Below are 16,465 nucleotides of genomic sequence, written 5' to 3' on the forward strand. Positions count from 1 at the left end.
ATTATCCATTATCAATTGTCAACCGGACAGTTGCTCTTCCGTCCGTAAAGCTCGTGCGCCTGGCGGAGGATCTCTTCGCGGAAGTCGGGGTGGGCGATGGTGGCCATCGCTTCTGCTCGCTGGCGGAGGTTTTTGCCGTGCAGGTTGACGATGCCGTATTCGGTCACGACGTACTGCACGTGCGCCCGCGTCGTCACCACGCCCGCGCCGGGCTTGAGCTGCGTCACGATGCGCGATTCGCCCTTGCGGGTGGTTGCGGGCAGCGCAATGATTGGCTTGCCGCCGGGGGAAAGCGCCGCGCCGCGGATGAAGTCCATCTGGCCACCGACGCCTGAAAAGTGGCGGTGGCCGATGGAGTCAGCACACACCTGGCCGGTCATGTCGATCTCGATCGCACTGTTGATGGCTGTCACCTTTGGGTTTTTGCGAATCTCCTTCGTGTCGTTCACGTAGTCCGAGCCGAACATCTCGACCAGCGGGTTGTCGTCCACAAAATCGTAGAGTTTGCGGCTGCCGATAAGAAAGCTCGCCACGATGATCTCGTTGTGCGTCCTCTTGTGGCGGCCGGTGATGACCCCCTTTTCAACCAGATCGACCACGCCGTCGGAAAACATCTCCGAGTGGATGCCCAGATCCTTGTGGTTCGTCAGCGCGGCAAGCGTCGCGTCGGGAATCGCGCCGATGCCCATCTGCAGAGTCGCACCGTCCTCGACAATCGAGGCGATGTGCTGGCCGATCTGGCGCTCGACGTCGGTCAGTTCGTGCGGAGGAATCTCCGGCAGCGGATCCTCAACCTCGACCAGCGCGTGAATCTTGCTGACGTGCAGCAGCCCTTCGCCGTGCGTGCGCGGCATGTGGGGGTTGATCTGCGCAATGACGTGTTTAGCGGTGTGCACGGCGGCCCTGGCCGCATCGACTGACACACCGAGCGAGCAGTAACCGTGCCGATCGGGCGGGGAGACGTGCACCAGCGCCACATCGAGCGGCATGACGTTGTCGTAGAACAGCGCAGGCACGTCGCTCAGGAAAATCGGAATCGCGTCGGCATAGCCACACTGCACGGAAGAACGAACGTTCCGGCCAACGAAAAAGGCGTTGAGCCTGAAGCTTTGCTGGTACTCGGGCCTGACGTAGGCCGCGTCGCCCTCGGTGTGCAGACTGACGATCTCGACGTCACGCAACTCATCGGCCCGGCCAACCATCGCGGCGACCAGTCGCTGCGGCGTTGCGGCCGCGGTATGAATGAACACTCGGTCGCCCGATTTGATCGCCATGACGGCCTCTTCGGCAGATATTGTCCGGTAGGACATAAACGCACTCTCCTTGTTGAACTGGTTGCGGGCATTCCGCTCCTCGGCCAGCCTGACGCGGCTACGAAAAGGCGGATGCCCCGGAAATGTTTTAATGAACGCCTTGCTTCTGAAACGAATGAGAAAACAATGGTTTCAGGGTAGGGCCGGGAAAAGCGGCCTCGCCCTTTTCCCGGTATGCCTTACGGCAGGGGAGAGTTGTTTTTCCGGCGCAGATAGGCCGGGGTATCGGTCGAACCTTTCTCAATCTGTTCGTTATCGCCGCTTTCGGGCGTAAACGGCGCCTTGCTTTCCGAAGATTCCCCGGTACGGCCGATGTCGAAAGGCTCCGTAATGGAGAGGTTTCTGCGGATATAGGCCGGAATTTTGCGATCTTCAACCGCCTGTTCGGGCATCCCGACGGCGGCCGGATGGGTCGGGCGGCCAAACCCCTGCGCCGACGGCGGCTTGGGCACCGAAGCCTCCTTTCGGCCAGGCGCCGATGGCTGCTGCTCATGTGACGGCTCCACTCTTTTGAAACCGGTGACGATCACCGTCACGCGAATCTCACCGCTAACCTGCGGTTCGTCGACGTAGCCGTTGATGATTTTTGCCTCGCTACCGACCTGCTCCTCGATGTAGTTCATGGCCTCGGCAATGTCGCGCATGGTCACGTCGCCGGTGATGTTCACCAGCACCCCCTTGGCGCCGCGCATCGCGACCCCCTCCATCAGCGGGCTGGTGACGGCATCCGATGCAGCCTTCAGGGCGCGACGCTCTCCGGCAGCAGCTGCCGAGCCCATGACCGCATCTCCCGCGCTCTGCATGATGCTGCGGACATCGGCAAAATCAACATTGACGTGTCCGTGGTGGGTGATGATATCGGCAATGCCCTTGACCGCACGGAACAGCACGTCGTTGGCCATGTTGTAGGCCTCGGTAGCGCTGACCCCTTCATCGGCGATGCTCAGGATTTTCTCGTTTTCGACGATGATGAGCGTATCGATATACTTGCGCAGCTCGGTGATTCCCCCATCAGCGATGCGTGCCTTGATCTGCCCCTCGAAGCTGAACGGGCGGGTAACCACACCGATGGTGAGAATGCCCATGTTGCGGGCGATAGAGGCCACGATCGGGGCCGCGCCGGTGCCGGTGCCCTTGCCCATGCCCGCGGCGATAAAGACCAGATCCGCGCCGCGAAGTTGGGTCGCGATCAGTTCACGGTCGTCCTCGGCAGCCAGCCGACCTTTACCCGGGTCGGCTCCTGCGCCGAGCCCGTTGGTTGCCTTCTTGCCTATCTGCACCCGTACCGGGGCTTTCGAGTTCAGAAGCGCCTGCCGGTCGGTATTGAAGACAACGAATTCGGTGCCGCTGATCTTCCTGTCAATCATGTTGTTGACCGCGTTGCCGCCGCAACCGCCGACACCGACAATCTTGATGTTGACTCCGCTGCCCTGATCGGCGTCGAACAGGCCCGGATCGAGTTCAAATGCCATACTATTCTATCCCTTGTTTATCCTGCCACTGCAGGATGCATTCTATGCTGACTATAACTGATCCCAGAACTTCTTGAGCCGATCGACAAACTTGTTGCCCGCAGGTTGTTGCGACTCCTGAGAAGGGTCGGCCCCTGCGGCCGCCGAATCTGACTGCGGTAAATCGCAAGCTGCCGCTTGCTGACCGGCAGACGAAGGCTCGGCCATACCGTGCTCCTGATACAGACTGTTTTCGAGCGAATGAGCCACCAGCCCCATGACGGTTGCATACATCGGATTGTTGACCGCATCCTTGATGCCGCCAGACACCCCTTCGGGATAGCCGGTACGCACATCGAGGCCAAGAATATCCCTGGCCAGCTCCACGGTGCCCGGCAAAAGCGAGCCCCCGCCGGTGATGATCGCTCCCGCGTTCAGATACTCGTAGTAGCCCGAGCGCTTGATGATGTCGCGCACAAGCTCGAAAATCTCCATCATGCGCGCTTCGATAATGACCGTGAGCGAACTTTTCGGCAAGGATTTGCGTGGCCGTCCCTCGATGCCATCGATCGTAATTTCCTCATCCTCTTCGAGCAGCTTCGTCCAGGCGCAGCCGTAGCGGATCTTGACATCTTCGGCCACGTCGTTGAGCGCCTTGACGCCGAAGGCCACATCGTGCGTCACGTCGTTGGCGGCCACCTTGATCACCTCGGAGTAGCGGATCGCGCCGTCGATGTAGATGGCAACCTCGGTCGTGCCACCGCCGATGTCGATCACCACCGTACCGCTCCGCTTCTCACTCTCCTTCATCACGGCCAGCCCTGAAGCGACCGGCTCGAAGGTCATGGCATTGACTTCGAGGCCCGCCTTCTCGATACACTGCTTGATGTTGCGGATCTTGGTGCGAAGCCCGACAACGATATAGGCGCTGCCGCGCATGATCATACCGGCCATGCCGATCGGATCGAGCACCCCCTCCTGGTCATCGACGATGAACTCCTGCGGAATAACGTGGATGATTTCGTGGTCGATGTCGAGATAGCGGATGTTGGTCTTGGCCTTTTCGAGGAAGCGCCGCACATCGGACTCGTTGACGATGCCCGACTGGTTGACGCTGACTTCGGAGTTACTGTAGATGCAGTGGACATGCGCGCCGGAAATACCGACATTCACGCCTTTGATTTTGATTGAGGACTCGCGCTCGGCATCGGCTACCGCCTTGCTGATGGCATCGACGGTTTTGTTGATGTTAACGACTGTGGCCCGCTGCAACCCCTCGGAGTTGGCGCGCCCCTTGCCGAGAACGTTGAGCTTGCCGAGATCATCCTTTTCCGCGACAACGACGCAAACCTTGGTAGTACCTATATCGAGACCGATTACAATATTGCTCTTGAGCATGAGGCGTTCTATGTTCAATGTTGGGCATCGCTATTGCTTTGTTCCAAAACACGATAACCGCGTTAGTCAGGACAAGTCGGGTACGCTCAGGGCTCTTCGTGCCATCCACCTTGGGCTCAGGCTTCTCACGAAAATGAAGAGAGAATCCCTGAAGTTCATCGGTATGTCGAGCGCCTTCCGATAATGCGGGCGGGGTCTATGGCGCTGCAGGCTCTGCCTCAGACTCCGGTTCGCTGGCGAACACCCTGTCCCGGAAACGAAGATCGACCGACTCGTAACAATCTATACCTTTTTTGGCTACAACCTGTTGCCAGAATATCTCGAATTTTTTCAATTTTTCCTTGAAATTCCCCGCATTGCCGACAACAAACCGAATGGGAGAACCAGCTACGGAAAACCAGGTACGGTTGTCTGGCGCGAGATGAATTTCCGAAAGCAGCAGGCCCGCATGAGGTGCTGCAGCAAACGCATCAATCAAGACGAACAGCAGTTGGCGATCACCCTCATTCAGGCGATTCACACCTCTGCCGGGGGCTGAGCCAAGACGCCCGGCACCCGACACCTTCACCAGACGGTGAAAGCGGCTCGAAACCCCTTCATCGGGAAGCACGAACCCTTCAGTATCGATAACGCGGTAATGCTCACCCTCGACAAGCAGTGCTGCCGGTCGGCGCTCTTCGATAACCACCCGCAGGATGCCGTTCAGCTCCTTGCTGACTGTCATGCTCCCGATCCAGGGCTCGGAAGAGAGCGCCCGGCGAACATCGTCGATTCTGACCTCTTCAAGCGGCCGGTTCCTGAAACGCGCAAGCCGCTTATCCAGATCGGATGCAGGGATGAGGCTTGCGCCGCTGACGACCACCCGTTCGACGGCGACGCCCTGCTTCCACTGGGTCGCGTACCAGGCCAGTGCGGCGACGGCCATGAGCAACAGCACGACCATAATCATGATGACCGGCGTAGCGCCGAACAGGCGACGGAGCTTGCCTGAGCGGGGCGCCGAGTGGTCTGCTTCGGGCAGCTCGGGCTCGTTGCCGGGCAGCTCGTTCAGCGGCTCCTCATGCCAGCGTTCATGCTCCTGGTTTTCCATCGCTGCACTCTCCGTTATCGCCGGGCAGGCTCATCCGGCCGCTCCGGTTGCGGTTCCTTCATCGGCACACATTGATGCAAATCGCGTGGCCAGGTGGGTGATGTCGCCTGCGCCCATGAAAAGGATCAGCGTATCGGGCCCGGCCTCCTGCCGGAGTGAGTCGAGCAGTTGCTCGCTGTCCGGCTCGAACGTCACCTCCTTCGCACCGGCCTTGCGCGCCGCCTCGGCGACAAGCTCGCCGGTCACGCCCGGGAAATCTTCGGTGCGCTCCCGCGACGGGTAGATGCCAGCCACGTAGATCGCGTCGGCCCGCGAAAGCGCCCAGCCGAACTCGACGGCGAACTCCGAGGTACGGGAGTAGAGATGTGGCTGAAACACCGCCACGATGCGATGCTCTTTCCATCCATGCCGCGCAGCCTTGACGGTCGCCTTGACCTCGGAGGGGTGGTGCGCGTAATCGTCGACGACAAGCAACCCGTTCCCGCCTTTGAACTTCATCTGGAAACGGCGGCGCATTCCGGTGTAGGCGCCGAGTCCGGCGATGATCTTTTCCGGCGGCAGGCCGATTTCAAGACCGACCGAAAAGGCTGCCAGCGCGTTGAGCACGTTGTGGCGCCCCGGCACACCGAGCCGCACGCCGGGATAGCTCTCGCCGAACGCCTCGACTGTAAAAACGCTACCGCCCTCACAGGCTTCGAGGTCCGAAGCCATCACATCGGCAGGCTCTTCGATGCCGAAGGTGGTGTAACGGCGGTTCAGGCGCGAAATCAGGCTCCGGATTTCCGGCCAGTCCACGCAGCAGATCACGCGGCCGTAAAACGGCACCTTGTTGGCGAACGCCGCGAAGCTGTCGCGCAGGTTGTCCATCGTGCCGTAGGTGTCCATGTGCTCCGATTCGAGGCTGTTGACAACGGCGATGGTGGGGGTGAGCTTCAGAAATGCCCGGTCGTACTCGTCGGCCTCGATCACCATGTGCCGCCCCTCGCCGACCACCGTGCTGCCCTTCAGGTAGTCCGACACGCCACCGATCATTACGGTCGGGGACTGCCCGGATTCGAGCAGCATGGTCGCGATCATGGCCGTGGTGGTGGTCTTGCCGTGGGTGCCGGAGACGCAGATGCCGACTTTGTAGCGCATCAGCTCGCCAAGCATCTCGTCGCGCTTGATGACCGGAATGCCCTGCTTCTCAGCGGCCTGAATCTCCACATTGCTCTCGGGGCGCACAGCCGAGGAGTAGACCACCACATCGCTCATGCCGACATGTTCGGCCTCATGGCCCTGCCACACGACAGCGCCAAGCTCGCGCAGCTTGTCGATCACCTCGCCCGAAGCCAGGTCGGAGCCGCTGACCGAAAAGCCCGATTTCAGCAACAGTTCGGCGATGGCACTCATGCCCGCCCCACCGATGCCGACGATATGCACATTCCTCGTTCTGCCCAGCTCCATAGTGACTCCCACTCCTTACGATTTTGATAGCGCAATGATTCTTCCCGCCAGCTCGGCTGCCGCTCCCGGATACCCCTCGCTTCTCGACGCATGGCCCATCCGGTCAAGCCGCTCGGAGTCACCGAGGAGATCGAGAATCGTTTCCAGCGACGCATCGTCGGCAAGATTGGTATCCTCGATCATAATCGCCGCTCCGGCGTTGACGAGCGCGCGCGCATTGTGGCGCTGGTGATCGGCAGCCGCATACGGGTAGGGCGCAAGCACCGACGGCTTGCCGAGATTGGTCAATTCAGCGAGGCTCGACGCGCCTGCCCGGCAGAGTACCAGATCGGCTGCGCCGTACGCCTTGCCCATCTCCTGAATGTACGGCCCGATCCAGCGCGTTGACGAAGACGAAACCTCCGCCGTTACCCGCTCTGCATCGAGCGAGCCGGTCTGCCAGATCAGATTGATTTTGCCCTCCAGCCTCCCACAGAAACGAAGCAGCGCGTTGTTGATCGCCCGTGCCCCGCGACTGCCGCCGAACACCAGTAGCGTGGGCAGATCGCCCCGGAGACCGAAAAAGTCGAGACATGCCTGACGCGGCTCGGCGGGGAACTCGCGCGCCGGATTGCCCGTCACGAACACATTCTTGCTGTCGCCGAAAAACTTGCGGCTCTCGGCGAACGACAGGTGCACCTCCGACGCCATCCGGGCAAGCATACGGGTGGTCACGCCCGGAAAAGCGTTCTGCTCCTGAATGAGCGTTTTGCAGCCCGAAAGCTGCGCGGCAAGCAGCAACGGAGCACTGACGTAACCGCCCGTGCCGACAACTACGTTGGGCGTCTCTTTACGGATGATCGAAAAAGCCTGCATGAGCGATGAGCCGAAATCCTTCAGCACCCCAACGTTCGCCGCGAGGTCGCGCAGCGAGCGCCCGCGCTTCAGCCCCCGAACCGGCAGGAGGTGCAACGGATAGCCGAGGCGCGGCACCTCGGTGGCTTCAATACCGGCCGGAGTACCCGCGAAGGAGATTTCGACGCCGGGCACGACCTTCTTCAGCTCGGAAGCCATCGCGACGCCGGGGTAGAGATGGCCGCCGGTTCCGCCTCCGGCAAACAGCACCTTCATGACCGCCCTCCCTTCGAATCGAGCAAGGCCTCGGCCCGCTGCACCGTTTCGACCTTTTTCCGGTACCGCGAAATACTCACCAGCATCCCGATGCCGAGCGAATTGAACAGCAGCGCCGTGCCGCCGTAACTGATGAATGGCAGCGCAACGCCGGTCGTCGGCAACAGGTGACTGGCAACTGCGATGTTGATGAACGCATACAGAACGATGGCGATGGTGACGCCTGTGGCCACGTACCGACCATACAGGTCGGGAGCGTGCTTGGCGATGATGATGCCGCAGGCAAGCAGGCCTGCGAAAAGCAGGAGCACCACCAGCGCGCCAATAAAGCCGTACTCCTCGCCGATGACCACGAAAACGAAGTCGTTGTAGGAGAGAGGCAGGTACAGTTCGCGCTGCTTGCTGGCCCCGAGGCCGAGGCCGAGCAGGCCGCCATTGCCTAGGCCGAGCAACGCCTGCCTGACCTGATAGCTCAACTGATCCTCTCCGCCGCCAAATGCCACCAGACGGGCCACGCGATACGGCGCGGCAATCGCGAACGCCGCCGCGATCGGAATCAGCGCCGCGCCCGTAGCCAGGAGGTGCTTGATTCTGATGCCGCCGATAAACATCAGCGTGAAACCGATCAGCGCAATCAGCGAGGAGGTGCTGAAGTTCGGCTCAAGCGCAACCAGAACAACCACAGTCATCAGCAGAATCAGCATCGGATAGTAACCGGTGTGCAAATCCCTGATATAGTTTCGCTTTTCGGCAAGCAACCGCGAAAAGTGCAGGATGATCGCGTACTTGGCAAGATCGGAAGCCTGGAACTTCAGCGGCCCGAAGCCGAGCCATCGGGCCGCACCATGAATAACACCGACAAGTTTGAGCACCAGCAGCATGGCCAGCGCCACGATGCTGAGGAACAACAAAGCTTTGCTGGCCTTCATGAACAGATGGTAGTCGATATGGCCGACCGCAAAGATCACGCCAAGCCCCAGCACGGCAAAGGTGAGCTGACGCCAGAGGAAGTATTGCGGATCGGCGAACTTCTTTTCAGCCCAGCCCGCGCCGCTGCTGTAAACCACCACAATGCCGATACACATCAGCACCACCACGATGAAGAGCAGCAGCTTACCCGCAAAAGCATCCCCGTTACCCGGCTGTGCCGGAAGCAGCTCCGGTGTTCCGCCGGACAAGTCCGGCATGGTCAGAAACTTCAGCATGATGCCATCTCCCGTACCGATTGCTTGAACTGCCTGCCCCGATCCTCGAAATCGCTGAACATGTCGAAGCTTGAACAGGCAGGCGAAAAGAGCACGCTCCCGCCGGGTCGGGCCGACTGGCGGGCCAGCTCGACAGCCTCGTGAAGCGATGCGGCCTCGAAGACCGGCACAACGCCACGAAACGCCTCCGCAATCTTGCCGCGCGACTCGCCGATAGCCACGATGCAGGAGACCTTCTCCTTCACCAGCTCGGCGATGGATGCGTAGTCGTTGCCCTTGTCGCGCCCGCCAGCAATGAGCACCATGCCAGCCGGAACGGTCTGGAGAGCCTGACGCATGGCATTGACATTGGTGGCTTTGGAGTCGTTGATCCAGTCCACGCCGCAGAACGAGCCGACAAACTCCTGCCTGTGCTCGACGCCACCGAACTCCGAGAGGCTCCGGCGCACCGCGTCGTCCCGAACACCTGCCGCGCGGGCGGCCGCCACTGACGAGAGCACGTTGTACAGGTTATGCTCGCCGCGAAACCCTGGCTTCATGACCTCATCGACCGGCATGAATTGCTCCGTCAGGCCCGCCGTCCGGATAACAATCCAGCCGTCAGCCACCGAAACAAAGTCCTCCGAAACACCCTCAAACGACTCGGCCTTCAGGCCGGTGCGCACCACCTTGAACGGCCACGGCCCGTCACCCTCGAAATGGGCGCGCAGCAGTGGATCGTCGTGGTTGTAAATCAGCGTATCTCCGGCCTGCTGCGATGCGTGAATGCGGAACTTCGCCCTGGCGTAGGCGTGAATGTCGCCGCCGTAGCGATCCATGTGGTCGGGCGTGATGTTGGTCAGCACGGCAATGTTTGGCCGGAACGAGCTGCACCCTTCGAGCTGGTAGCTGCTCAGCTCCAGCACGGCGATGTCGTCCGGCTCCATGCCGGAAACCTCCGACGAAAAGGGCGTGCCGATGTTGCCCACGCTGAACGCGCGGTAGCCTTGCTGCTCGCCATCAGCCTCGCAGATACGGTGAATGAGCGTAGCCGTGGTGGTCTTCCCGTCCGTACCGGTGATGCCGATAATGCGCGCCCGGCAGAACCACGAGGCCAGCTCGATCTCGCTGACCACGGAAATGCCGCGAGCCTCCATCTCCCGGATGACCGGAGCAGTACGCGGAATACCGGGGCTCACCACGCACAATTCCGCCTCGAACACCCGCTCCGAGTGCCCGCCCTCTTCGAACGGCACGCCAAGCGCCCGCATTTGCTCCGCAGCTTCGGCTTTGACGGTGCCAAACTCGCTGACCAGCGGACGCGCTCCGGCACTGGCAAGCAGGCCAGCTGCAGCCACTCCGCTTTTTCCGGCGCCGATAACCGACACCGCCACTCCTTTCAGCGCTTCCGGATTCACGTTATCGTAGTTTCAGGGTCATGAGGCTTGTCAAAAACAACAGGATCGAGATGATCCAGAAGCGGATAACAATCTTCTGCTCCGGCCATCCCTTCAGCTGGAAATGGTGGTGCAGGGGAGCCATCAGAAAGATGCGACGCCCCTCTTTGAACCGCCATTTGGTGAACTTGAACCAGGCCACCTGCATGGAGACCGACAAGGTCTCGATGAAAAAGATTCCGGCCAGCACCGGCAGGAGCAGCTCCTGCTTGATCATGAGCGCGATCACCGCAATGGCGCTGCCGAGGGCGAGCGACCCCGTGTCGCCCATGAAGACCTCCGCCGGATTCGAGTTGAACCACAGAAAGCCCACGCACGCCATGACAATCGCCATGCTGACCACGGCGATCTCACCGGCCCCGGAGATGAACGGAATGCTCAGATACCCCGCATAGACGGCATTGCCGCCAAGGTACGCAAAGAGACCGAGAGCCATCGTCACGATCGCTGCGTTACCCGCCGCCAGACCGTCGAGGCCATCGGTCAGGTTCACCGCGTTTGAGACCGCCGTGATGATGAAGATCACCACCGGAATGTAGAAGATGCCGTAATCAACGGAGAAATTTTTCAGGAAGGGCACGCTCGTCTTGGAGAGCAGCACCGAAAAAGCGGGATCGTTCCAGGTGTAGAAGCCGACGACCAGCCCGAGTGCGACCTGCCCGACCAGCTTGTACTTTCCGGCAAGTCCACCCTTGATCTTCAGCACAACCTTGCGGTAGTCGTCGATAAAGCCGATCAGCCCCATCCAGAGCACCGCAAGCATGATCAGCCACACATGCGGGTCATCGACCTTGGCCCAGAGCAGCGCCGAAATTTCAACCGCCAGAATGATGAGCAGGCCGCCCATCGTCGGGACATCCTTTTTCTTGCGATGCTCCTCCGGAGCCTCCTCCTTGACCGGTTCGAGGAAGTGGGATTTAAGGAAACGGATGAACGACGGCCCGGCAAAAACGGTAATCAGAAGAGCGGTGATGGCAGCCGCACTTGCCCTGAAGGTCAGGTATTCGATCACCCGCATTCCCGGCGGGTTGAACATTTCGTTGATGTATCGAAGAAAATAGTAGAGCATTGGTCAGTCAGATACTTCCTTGATTGGGGTCATTCGTTTCACAAGCGCTTCGGCAGCCAGTTCGAGCTTCATGCCACGTGAGCCTTTGAAGAGCACCGCGTCGCCCGGCCTGACGTAGTCGCCGAGGAAGGCATCAAGATCATCCATGGTCTCAAAATGGCCAAGGCAGCGCTCTTGCGCATTCTGGCAACAGGAACCGGCAAGCGGCCCGATAGTGACGCAACCGTCGATTGGCAGCTGGCGAATATAGTTGCCGATCGATTCATGTTCAAGCGCCGCGTTGCCGCCCAGTTCGAGCATGTCGCCAATCACAGCGAGCTTCCGGCCCGAGCAGTCGAGACTGGCAAGCGTGTCGAGCGCCAGACGCACCGAGTCGGGATTGGCGTTGTAGGTGTCGTTGAGCACCACCACGCCGCCCGCCTCCAGCAATTCCATGCGTTTCCAGCCGCTCGCGGGCATCAGTTCGCCGAGACCGCTGGCGATCTGTTCGGGCGCGAGGCCGAAGTGTGCGCCGACCGCCGCCGCGGCCACGGCATTGGTGACGTTGTGGCGGCCAATGAAGTTCATCGCAACCGGCTGGCGGATTCCAGCTTCGGAACAGAGCGTGAACGCGATGCGGCCCACCCGGTCGCTGCCGACCTCTTCGGCCCACCACGCACACGGCTCGCCCGGCACAGCTCCATAACAGATTTTGCGCGACAGCGACGCACCTGCGGCAGCAAGACGATGGTCGTCGAGATTGACGAAAGCCGTGCCGCCGCTCACTTCGAGATAATCGAACAGCTCTGCCTCGGCTTTGGCCACGCCGTCGAGGGAGCCGAAAAATTCGAGATGCTCGTGACCGATGTTGGTCAACAGCCCGTGGGTCGGCCGCGCTATCGAGGCGAGAAAAGCCATTTCACCGGGGTGGTTGATGCCCATTTCGATGACCGCCATCTCGGTATCGCGGCGCAATTGGAACAGGGTCAGCGGCACGCCGAGATGGTTGTTGTAGTTGCCCTGCGTCACCCGCACCTTGAAGGCGGTGGAGAGCACCGCGGCCACCATCTCCTTGGTGGTGGTCTTGCCGTTGCTGCCGCCGATGCCGATCACCGGAATGTCGAAGCGCTCCCGATAGGCCGTAGCGAGCTGCTGAAAGGCTGCGACCGGATCGTCGGCAACCAGAAAGCGGCGGCCTTCGCCCCGATGCTCCGAGCCATGCTGGCTGAACCATTCGCTCGAGACCACCGCCCACGACGCGCCGTTGGCGAACACCGCGCCGACAAAGCGGTGGCCGTCGGTGCGCTCGCCCGGAAGGGCTACAAACACCGCGCCCTCGACCACCTTGCGAGAATCGATCACCACCACCGGATCGACGAGTTGATACCGCTCATCGACATCCGAGGCCTCGATCCGGCCTGCACGGTTGAAATCGCTGTAGATCAGCGCCCCTTTCATGACTGCTCCTTTACTTCCCTTTCAAAATGCACTTCGGCAAAACAGGCCGCAAGCGTTTCACGGTCGGAAAAATGGTGTTTCCGGCCCGCCACCTCCTGATACTCTTCATGACCTTTGCCGGCCACCAGCAGAATGTCACCGGTGCCGAGACCTTCTACCGCCCGCCGGATGGCTTCAGCGCGATCGGAAATTCTGAGATGCACCCGGCCCGCCATGCCCGCCTCGACCTCGTCGAGAATCAATTCGGGATTTTCATCCCTCGGGTTGTCGGAAGTCAGAATAACCCGGTCGGCAAGCTCGGCAGCGATGCGGCCCATCTCGGGGCGCTTCTTCCGATCGCGATTGCCTCCGCAGCCGAACACCACCGAGAGCTTCGAGCCGGAGGGCGTCACCGCACGCAGGGTTTCGAGCGCCTTCTGCAGCGCATCGGGCGTATGGGCGTAATCGACCACGCCGCAGCGGGAACGGTCGGCGCTCCAGATCCGCTCCATCCGCCCCGGCACGGCCTCCGATTCGGCAAGCCCGGCAAGCGCCTTGGCGGGATCAAGACCGAGACTGATGCCCACCGCGAAGGCTTCGAGCATATTCATCACATTGTACTCGCCCGGAAGTGGCACTTGCATGGTGGCCGACTGGGCGCCAAAAGTGACTTCAGCCGTCGAACCTTCAACCGTCGAAGCAGAGATGAACGCCCGAAAACGGTGATCCGAATCGCAGAGCGATGAATTCCCGGAAAGCGAGCAACAGTAAAGGTAATCATTCGGAAGCCCGGCGGCCATGAAACCAGCCTGCGGGTCGTCCGCATTGAGAACGGCGAAGCCATCATCAGTCAGGCGGCTGAACAAGAGGCGCTTGGCTGCTGCATACTCCTCCATCGTTTCGTGGAAATCGAGATGCTCCGGTGTGAGGTTGGTAAACACGGCTGACCTGAAGCGCAGGCCGTGCACGCGGTCAAGCACAAGCGCGTGGGAGGAGACCTCCATCACAGCCGCGCAGCAACCGGCATCGACCATCTGCCGGAAAAGCGCATGCAGGCCGTTCGGCTCCGGAGTGGTGCGTTCGAGTTCGATGTCGCGATTGCCGATGCGGCAAAGCCCCGTACCGATGTACCCGGCGGGAATGCCCGCAGCGTTGAGCATCGAGCTGATGAGCCGCGCGGTGGTGGTTTTGCCGTTCGTGCCGGTCACGCCGATCAGCATGAGCTGGTCAGAGGCGTTGCCGTAGCAGTTTTTCGACAGCTCGGCGAGCGCCTTGCGGCTCTCGGTGACGCGCAGGTAGCAGACGCCGTCACGCAGTTCGGCGGGGTACGCCTCGCAGACAATCGCAACCGCTCCGGCCTCGATGGCGCTGTCGATATGCAGATGCCCGTCGGTGATGAAGCCGCGTACGGCCACGAAGATGGAACCCGGCCCGATCTGCCGCGAGTCACTGCTCACGCCGGAAACCGGCCGGTCAGACGCGCACGCGCCCCGGCGATCGACCAGACCGCCAAGTCCGTCGATCAGCTCACCGAGCTTCGCGCAAGCGCTTCCGTTCCCCGTGTCACTCATCACTTTTCTTTCTTTTTCCGCTCCAGATGCACCGTCACCCGTGACTCTTTGCGAACCTTCGTGCCAGGCGCCACGCTCTGGGAGGTCACGTACCCGTCATCATCTCCGGTTCTGCCCATCGAAAGTCCGTGCCATTCGAGCAGTTTCGAGGCTTCGTTCCCGCTGAGCCCTTGCAGCACGGGCACCGCCACGGTCGCAATGCCGTCCAGCCGGGACCGCTCCGGCGACTTCAGCTCCAGGCGGCGCTGCATTTCGGGTGAACAGGCCAGCGCCCGCCCACAGACTCTCGAAAAAACCGGTGCAGCAACAGCGGATGCATAATACGCCGTCTTCGGCTCATCGACAACGATAATCGCCGCATATTGAGGGTTTTCAGCCGGAAAATACCCCACGAACGACGAGAGATAATGGCTCCAGCCATGATAGCTCCCGTTATAAAATTTCTGCGCCGTTCCGGTCTTGCCAGCCACCGCAACCCCTTCGATGGCTGCAGACTGGCCGGTGCCCTCTTCAACCACAGGACGGAAATACTCTCTGGTTATGTAACGCGCGGATTCTGGCTCCAGCGCCTGCACCACTTTTTTCGGCTCGTTCTCCATAACGACCCGGCCGTCAGGATCGATAATACGCCTGACGATATAGGGGCGCATCCGGGCTCCGTCATTGGCCAGCGTCGCATAGGCCTGAAGCACCTGCAGCGGCGTGGCCATAACCTGATAGCCATAACCCATCCACGGCAGGGTCAGCTTGCCCCAGTCGGAAACCGGCTTGAGCAGCCCGCTCGATTCGCCAATAAGTCCGACGCCGGTTTTCTTGCCGAAACCAAGAGCCGTGGCATAGTGATAGAAATTCTCCGGCCCGAGCTGCAGGGCGGTGCTCGCAGCCACGACGTTACTCGACTCCGTGATCGCCTTCCGGAAGGGAATCAGCCCGAGAGGCTCATGATCTCTGACCGGTTTTCCATGAATCATCAGCAGCCCTTCGTGCCCGTCCACCACGTGCGAAGCCTTCCAGTGAAGCACCTCGGTCGCACCGGCCGCCATGACGAGCTTGAAGGTGGAGCCCGGTTCGAACATATCGGTAACCGCCCGGTTACGCATTCTGGCGAAGGTCACGCCTTTGCGAGAGTTCATGTCGAAGGTCGGGTAGTTGGCCATGGCCAGAATCTCGCCGCTGCGGACATCCATCACGATGCCCATGGCTGCGGTGGCCTGCTGCTCGTTGACCGCCCGCATGATCTCATCCTCGACAATGGCCTGAATATCCGCATCAATGGTCAGCTCCACACTGTTCCCGCCGAGCGGAGGCACCTGCTCAACATCGGGCGCCGGGTAAAGCTCACCGATTGCCGAACGGTAGAAAACCCTTGAGCCCTCGCCGCCCCGAAGCCGCTTTTCGAAGCTCTTTTCCAGACCGCTGACGCCAAGGTTGTCACGATCGGTCAGGCCGATGAGCTGGGCCGCGACGTTAAGGTAATGGCGCTGCTGCTCGCGTCTGAAATCGATCCCTTTCAGTCCTGCGGTCATCAGACCGGCAGCTTTCGTAACCGGCACGTTGCGCTCCATCCAGACAAAGCGCCGTTTGCGCTTCAGCTTTTTAAGGTAGTAGTAGCTGCTCTTGCCGAAATTCTGAGAAAAAAGCCTCGCAACCTGCGACCGGTCTTTGATGCGGGAGGGATCGGCAGCAAAGGATATGGTCTCGACACTTTCGGCAAGCGGTCGCCCGTGACGGTCAAGAATGCTCCCTCTGCGCCCATGCTCATCGATTTTTCTTACATACTGCCGGCTTGCCTTTTCTCGGTATTTGCCGACATCAAGCACCTGAATCCGGAGCAGCTGCATCACGATTGCCGTAAAAAAGACAAGCATGAGCACCCCGATGATGCCAAGACGCAGGCCGAAATCCCGGTCACCGGAGCCCGCAGCATGCTGCTGCTGTATCCCTTGCTCTTCGTTCATGC

Annotated in this window: 12 protein-coding genes; all 12 read right to left on the reverse strand. The window is 60.7% G+C overall.

Features of this window, described 5'->3' with window-relative positions; genetic code table 11:
• Window positions 1-11: 11 nt before the first annotated feature.
• The 12 genes from CPAR_RS10430 to CPAR_RS10490 all read right to left on the reverse strand — a co-directional run bounded on the left by CPAR_RS10430 (window position 12) and on the right by CPAR_RS10490 (window position 16,463).
• The gene (locus CPAR_RS10430) at window positions 12-1,310 is read right to left on the reverse strand and encodes an acetyl-CoA hydrolase/transferase family protein (RefSeq protein WP_012503278.1); all 1,299 of its coding nucleotides are present in this window, start codon (window positions 1,308-1,310) and stop codon (window positions 12-14) included.
• 182 nt (window positions 1,311-1,492) lie between these two features.
• The gene (ftsZ, locus tag CPAR_RS10435) at window positions 1,493-2,785 is read right to left on the reverse strand and encodes a cell division protein FtsZ (protein WP_012503279.1); all 1,293 of its coding nucleotides are present in this window, start codon (window positions 2,783-2,785) and stop codon (window positions 1,493-1,495) included.
• A gap of 51 nt (window positions 2,786-2,836) precedes the next feature.
• Window positions 2,837-4,162 carry a cell division protein FtsA gene (gene ftsA / locus CPAR_RS10440; protein WP_012503280.1) on the reverse strand — a complete coding sequence of 442 codons (1,326 nt, stop codon included), beginning with the start codon at window positions 4,160-4,162 and terminating at the stop codon, window positions 2,837-2,839.
• A 196-nt stretch (window positions 4,163-4,358) separates the two neighbouring features.
• Entirely contained in the window at window positions 4,359-5,252 is an 894-nt protein-coding gene (locus CPAR_RS10450; protein ID WP_012503281.1) for a cell division protein FtsQ/DivIB, read from the reverse strand.
• Between the two features lie 30 nt (window positions 5,253-5,282).
• The gene (gene murC, locus CPAR_RS10455) at window positions 5,283-6,698 is read right to left on the reverse strand and encodes a UDP-N-acetylmuramate--L-alanine ligase (RefSeq protein WP_012503282.1); all 1,416 of its coding nucleotides are present in this window, start codon (window positions 6,696-6,698) and stop codon (window positions 5,283-5,285) included.
• Window positions 6,699-6,713: 15 nt separating this feature from the next.
• Window positions 6,714-7,808 carry an undecaprenyldiphospho-muramoylpentapeptide beta-N-acetylglucosaminyltransferase gene (murG, locus tag CPAR_RS10460; protein WP_012503283.1) on the reverse strand — a complete coding sequence of 365 codons (1,095 nt, stop codon included), beginning with the start codon at window positions 7,806-7,808 and terminating at the stop codon, window positions 6,714-6,716.
• Entirely contained in the window at window positions 7,805-9,013 is a 1,209-nt protein-coding gene (locus CPAR_RS10465; RefSeq protein WP_012503284.1) for an FtsW/RodA/SpoVE family cell cycle protein, read from the reverse strand. The genes murG and CPAR_RS10465 overlap by 4 nt, the downstream gene beginning before the upstream one ends.
• The gene (gene murD, locus CPAR_RS10470; RefSeq protein WP_012503285.1) at window positions 9,007-10,410 is read right to left on the reverse strand and encodes a UDP-N-acetylmuramoyl-L-alanine--D-glutamate ligase; all 1,404 of its coding nucleotides are present in this window, start codon (window positions 10,408-10,410) and stop codon (window positions 9,007-9,009) included. The genes CPAR_RS10465 and murD overlap by 7 nt, the downstream gene beginning before the upstream one ends.
• 1 nt (window position 10,411) lies before the next feature.
• Window positions 10,412-11,518, reverse strand: a complete 1,107-nt coding sequence (mraY, locus tag CPAR_RS10475) for a phospho-N-acetylmuramoyl-pentapeptide-transferase (protein WP_012503286.1) — start codon at window positions 11,516-11,518, stop codon at window positions 10,412-10,414.
• Between the two features lie 3 nt (window positions 11,519-11,521).
• Window positions 11,522-12,955 carry a UDP-N-acetylmuramoyl-tripeptide--D-alanyl-D-alanine ligase gene (locus CPAR_RS10480; protein WP_012503287.1) on the reverse strand — a complete coding sequence of 478 codons (1,434 nt, stop codon included), beginning with the start codon at window positions 12,953-12,955 and terminating at the stop codon, window positions 11,522-11,524.
• Window positions 12,952-14,505 carry a UDP-N-acetylmuramoyl-L-alanyl-D-glutamate--2,6-diaminopimelate ligase gene (locus CPAR_RS10485; RefSeq protein ID WP_012503288.1) on the reverse strand — a complete coding sequence of 518 codons (1,554 nt, stop codon included), beginning with the start codon at window positions 14,503-14,505 and terminating at the stop codon, window positions 12,952-12,954. The genes CPAR_RS10480 and CPAR_RS10485 overlap by 4 nt, the downstream gene beginning before the upstream one ends.
• Window positions 14,505-16,463, reverse strand: a complete 1,959-nt coding sequence (locus CPAR_RS10490) for a penicillin-binding protein (RefSeq protein WP_012503289.1) — start codon at window positions 16,461-16,463, stop codon at window positions 14,505-14,507. The genes CPAR_RS10485 and CPAR_RS10490 overlap by 1 nt, the downstream gene beginning before the upstream one ends.
• Between the last annotated feature and the right edge of the window lie 2 nt (window positions 16,464-16,465).

It is taken from the genome of Chlorobaculum parvum NCIB 8327, from assembly GCF_000020505.1.
Taxonomy (GTDB): domain Bacteria; phylum Bacteroidota; class Chlorobiia; order Chlorobiales; family Chlorobiaceae; genus Chlorobaculum; species Chlorobaculum parvum_A.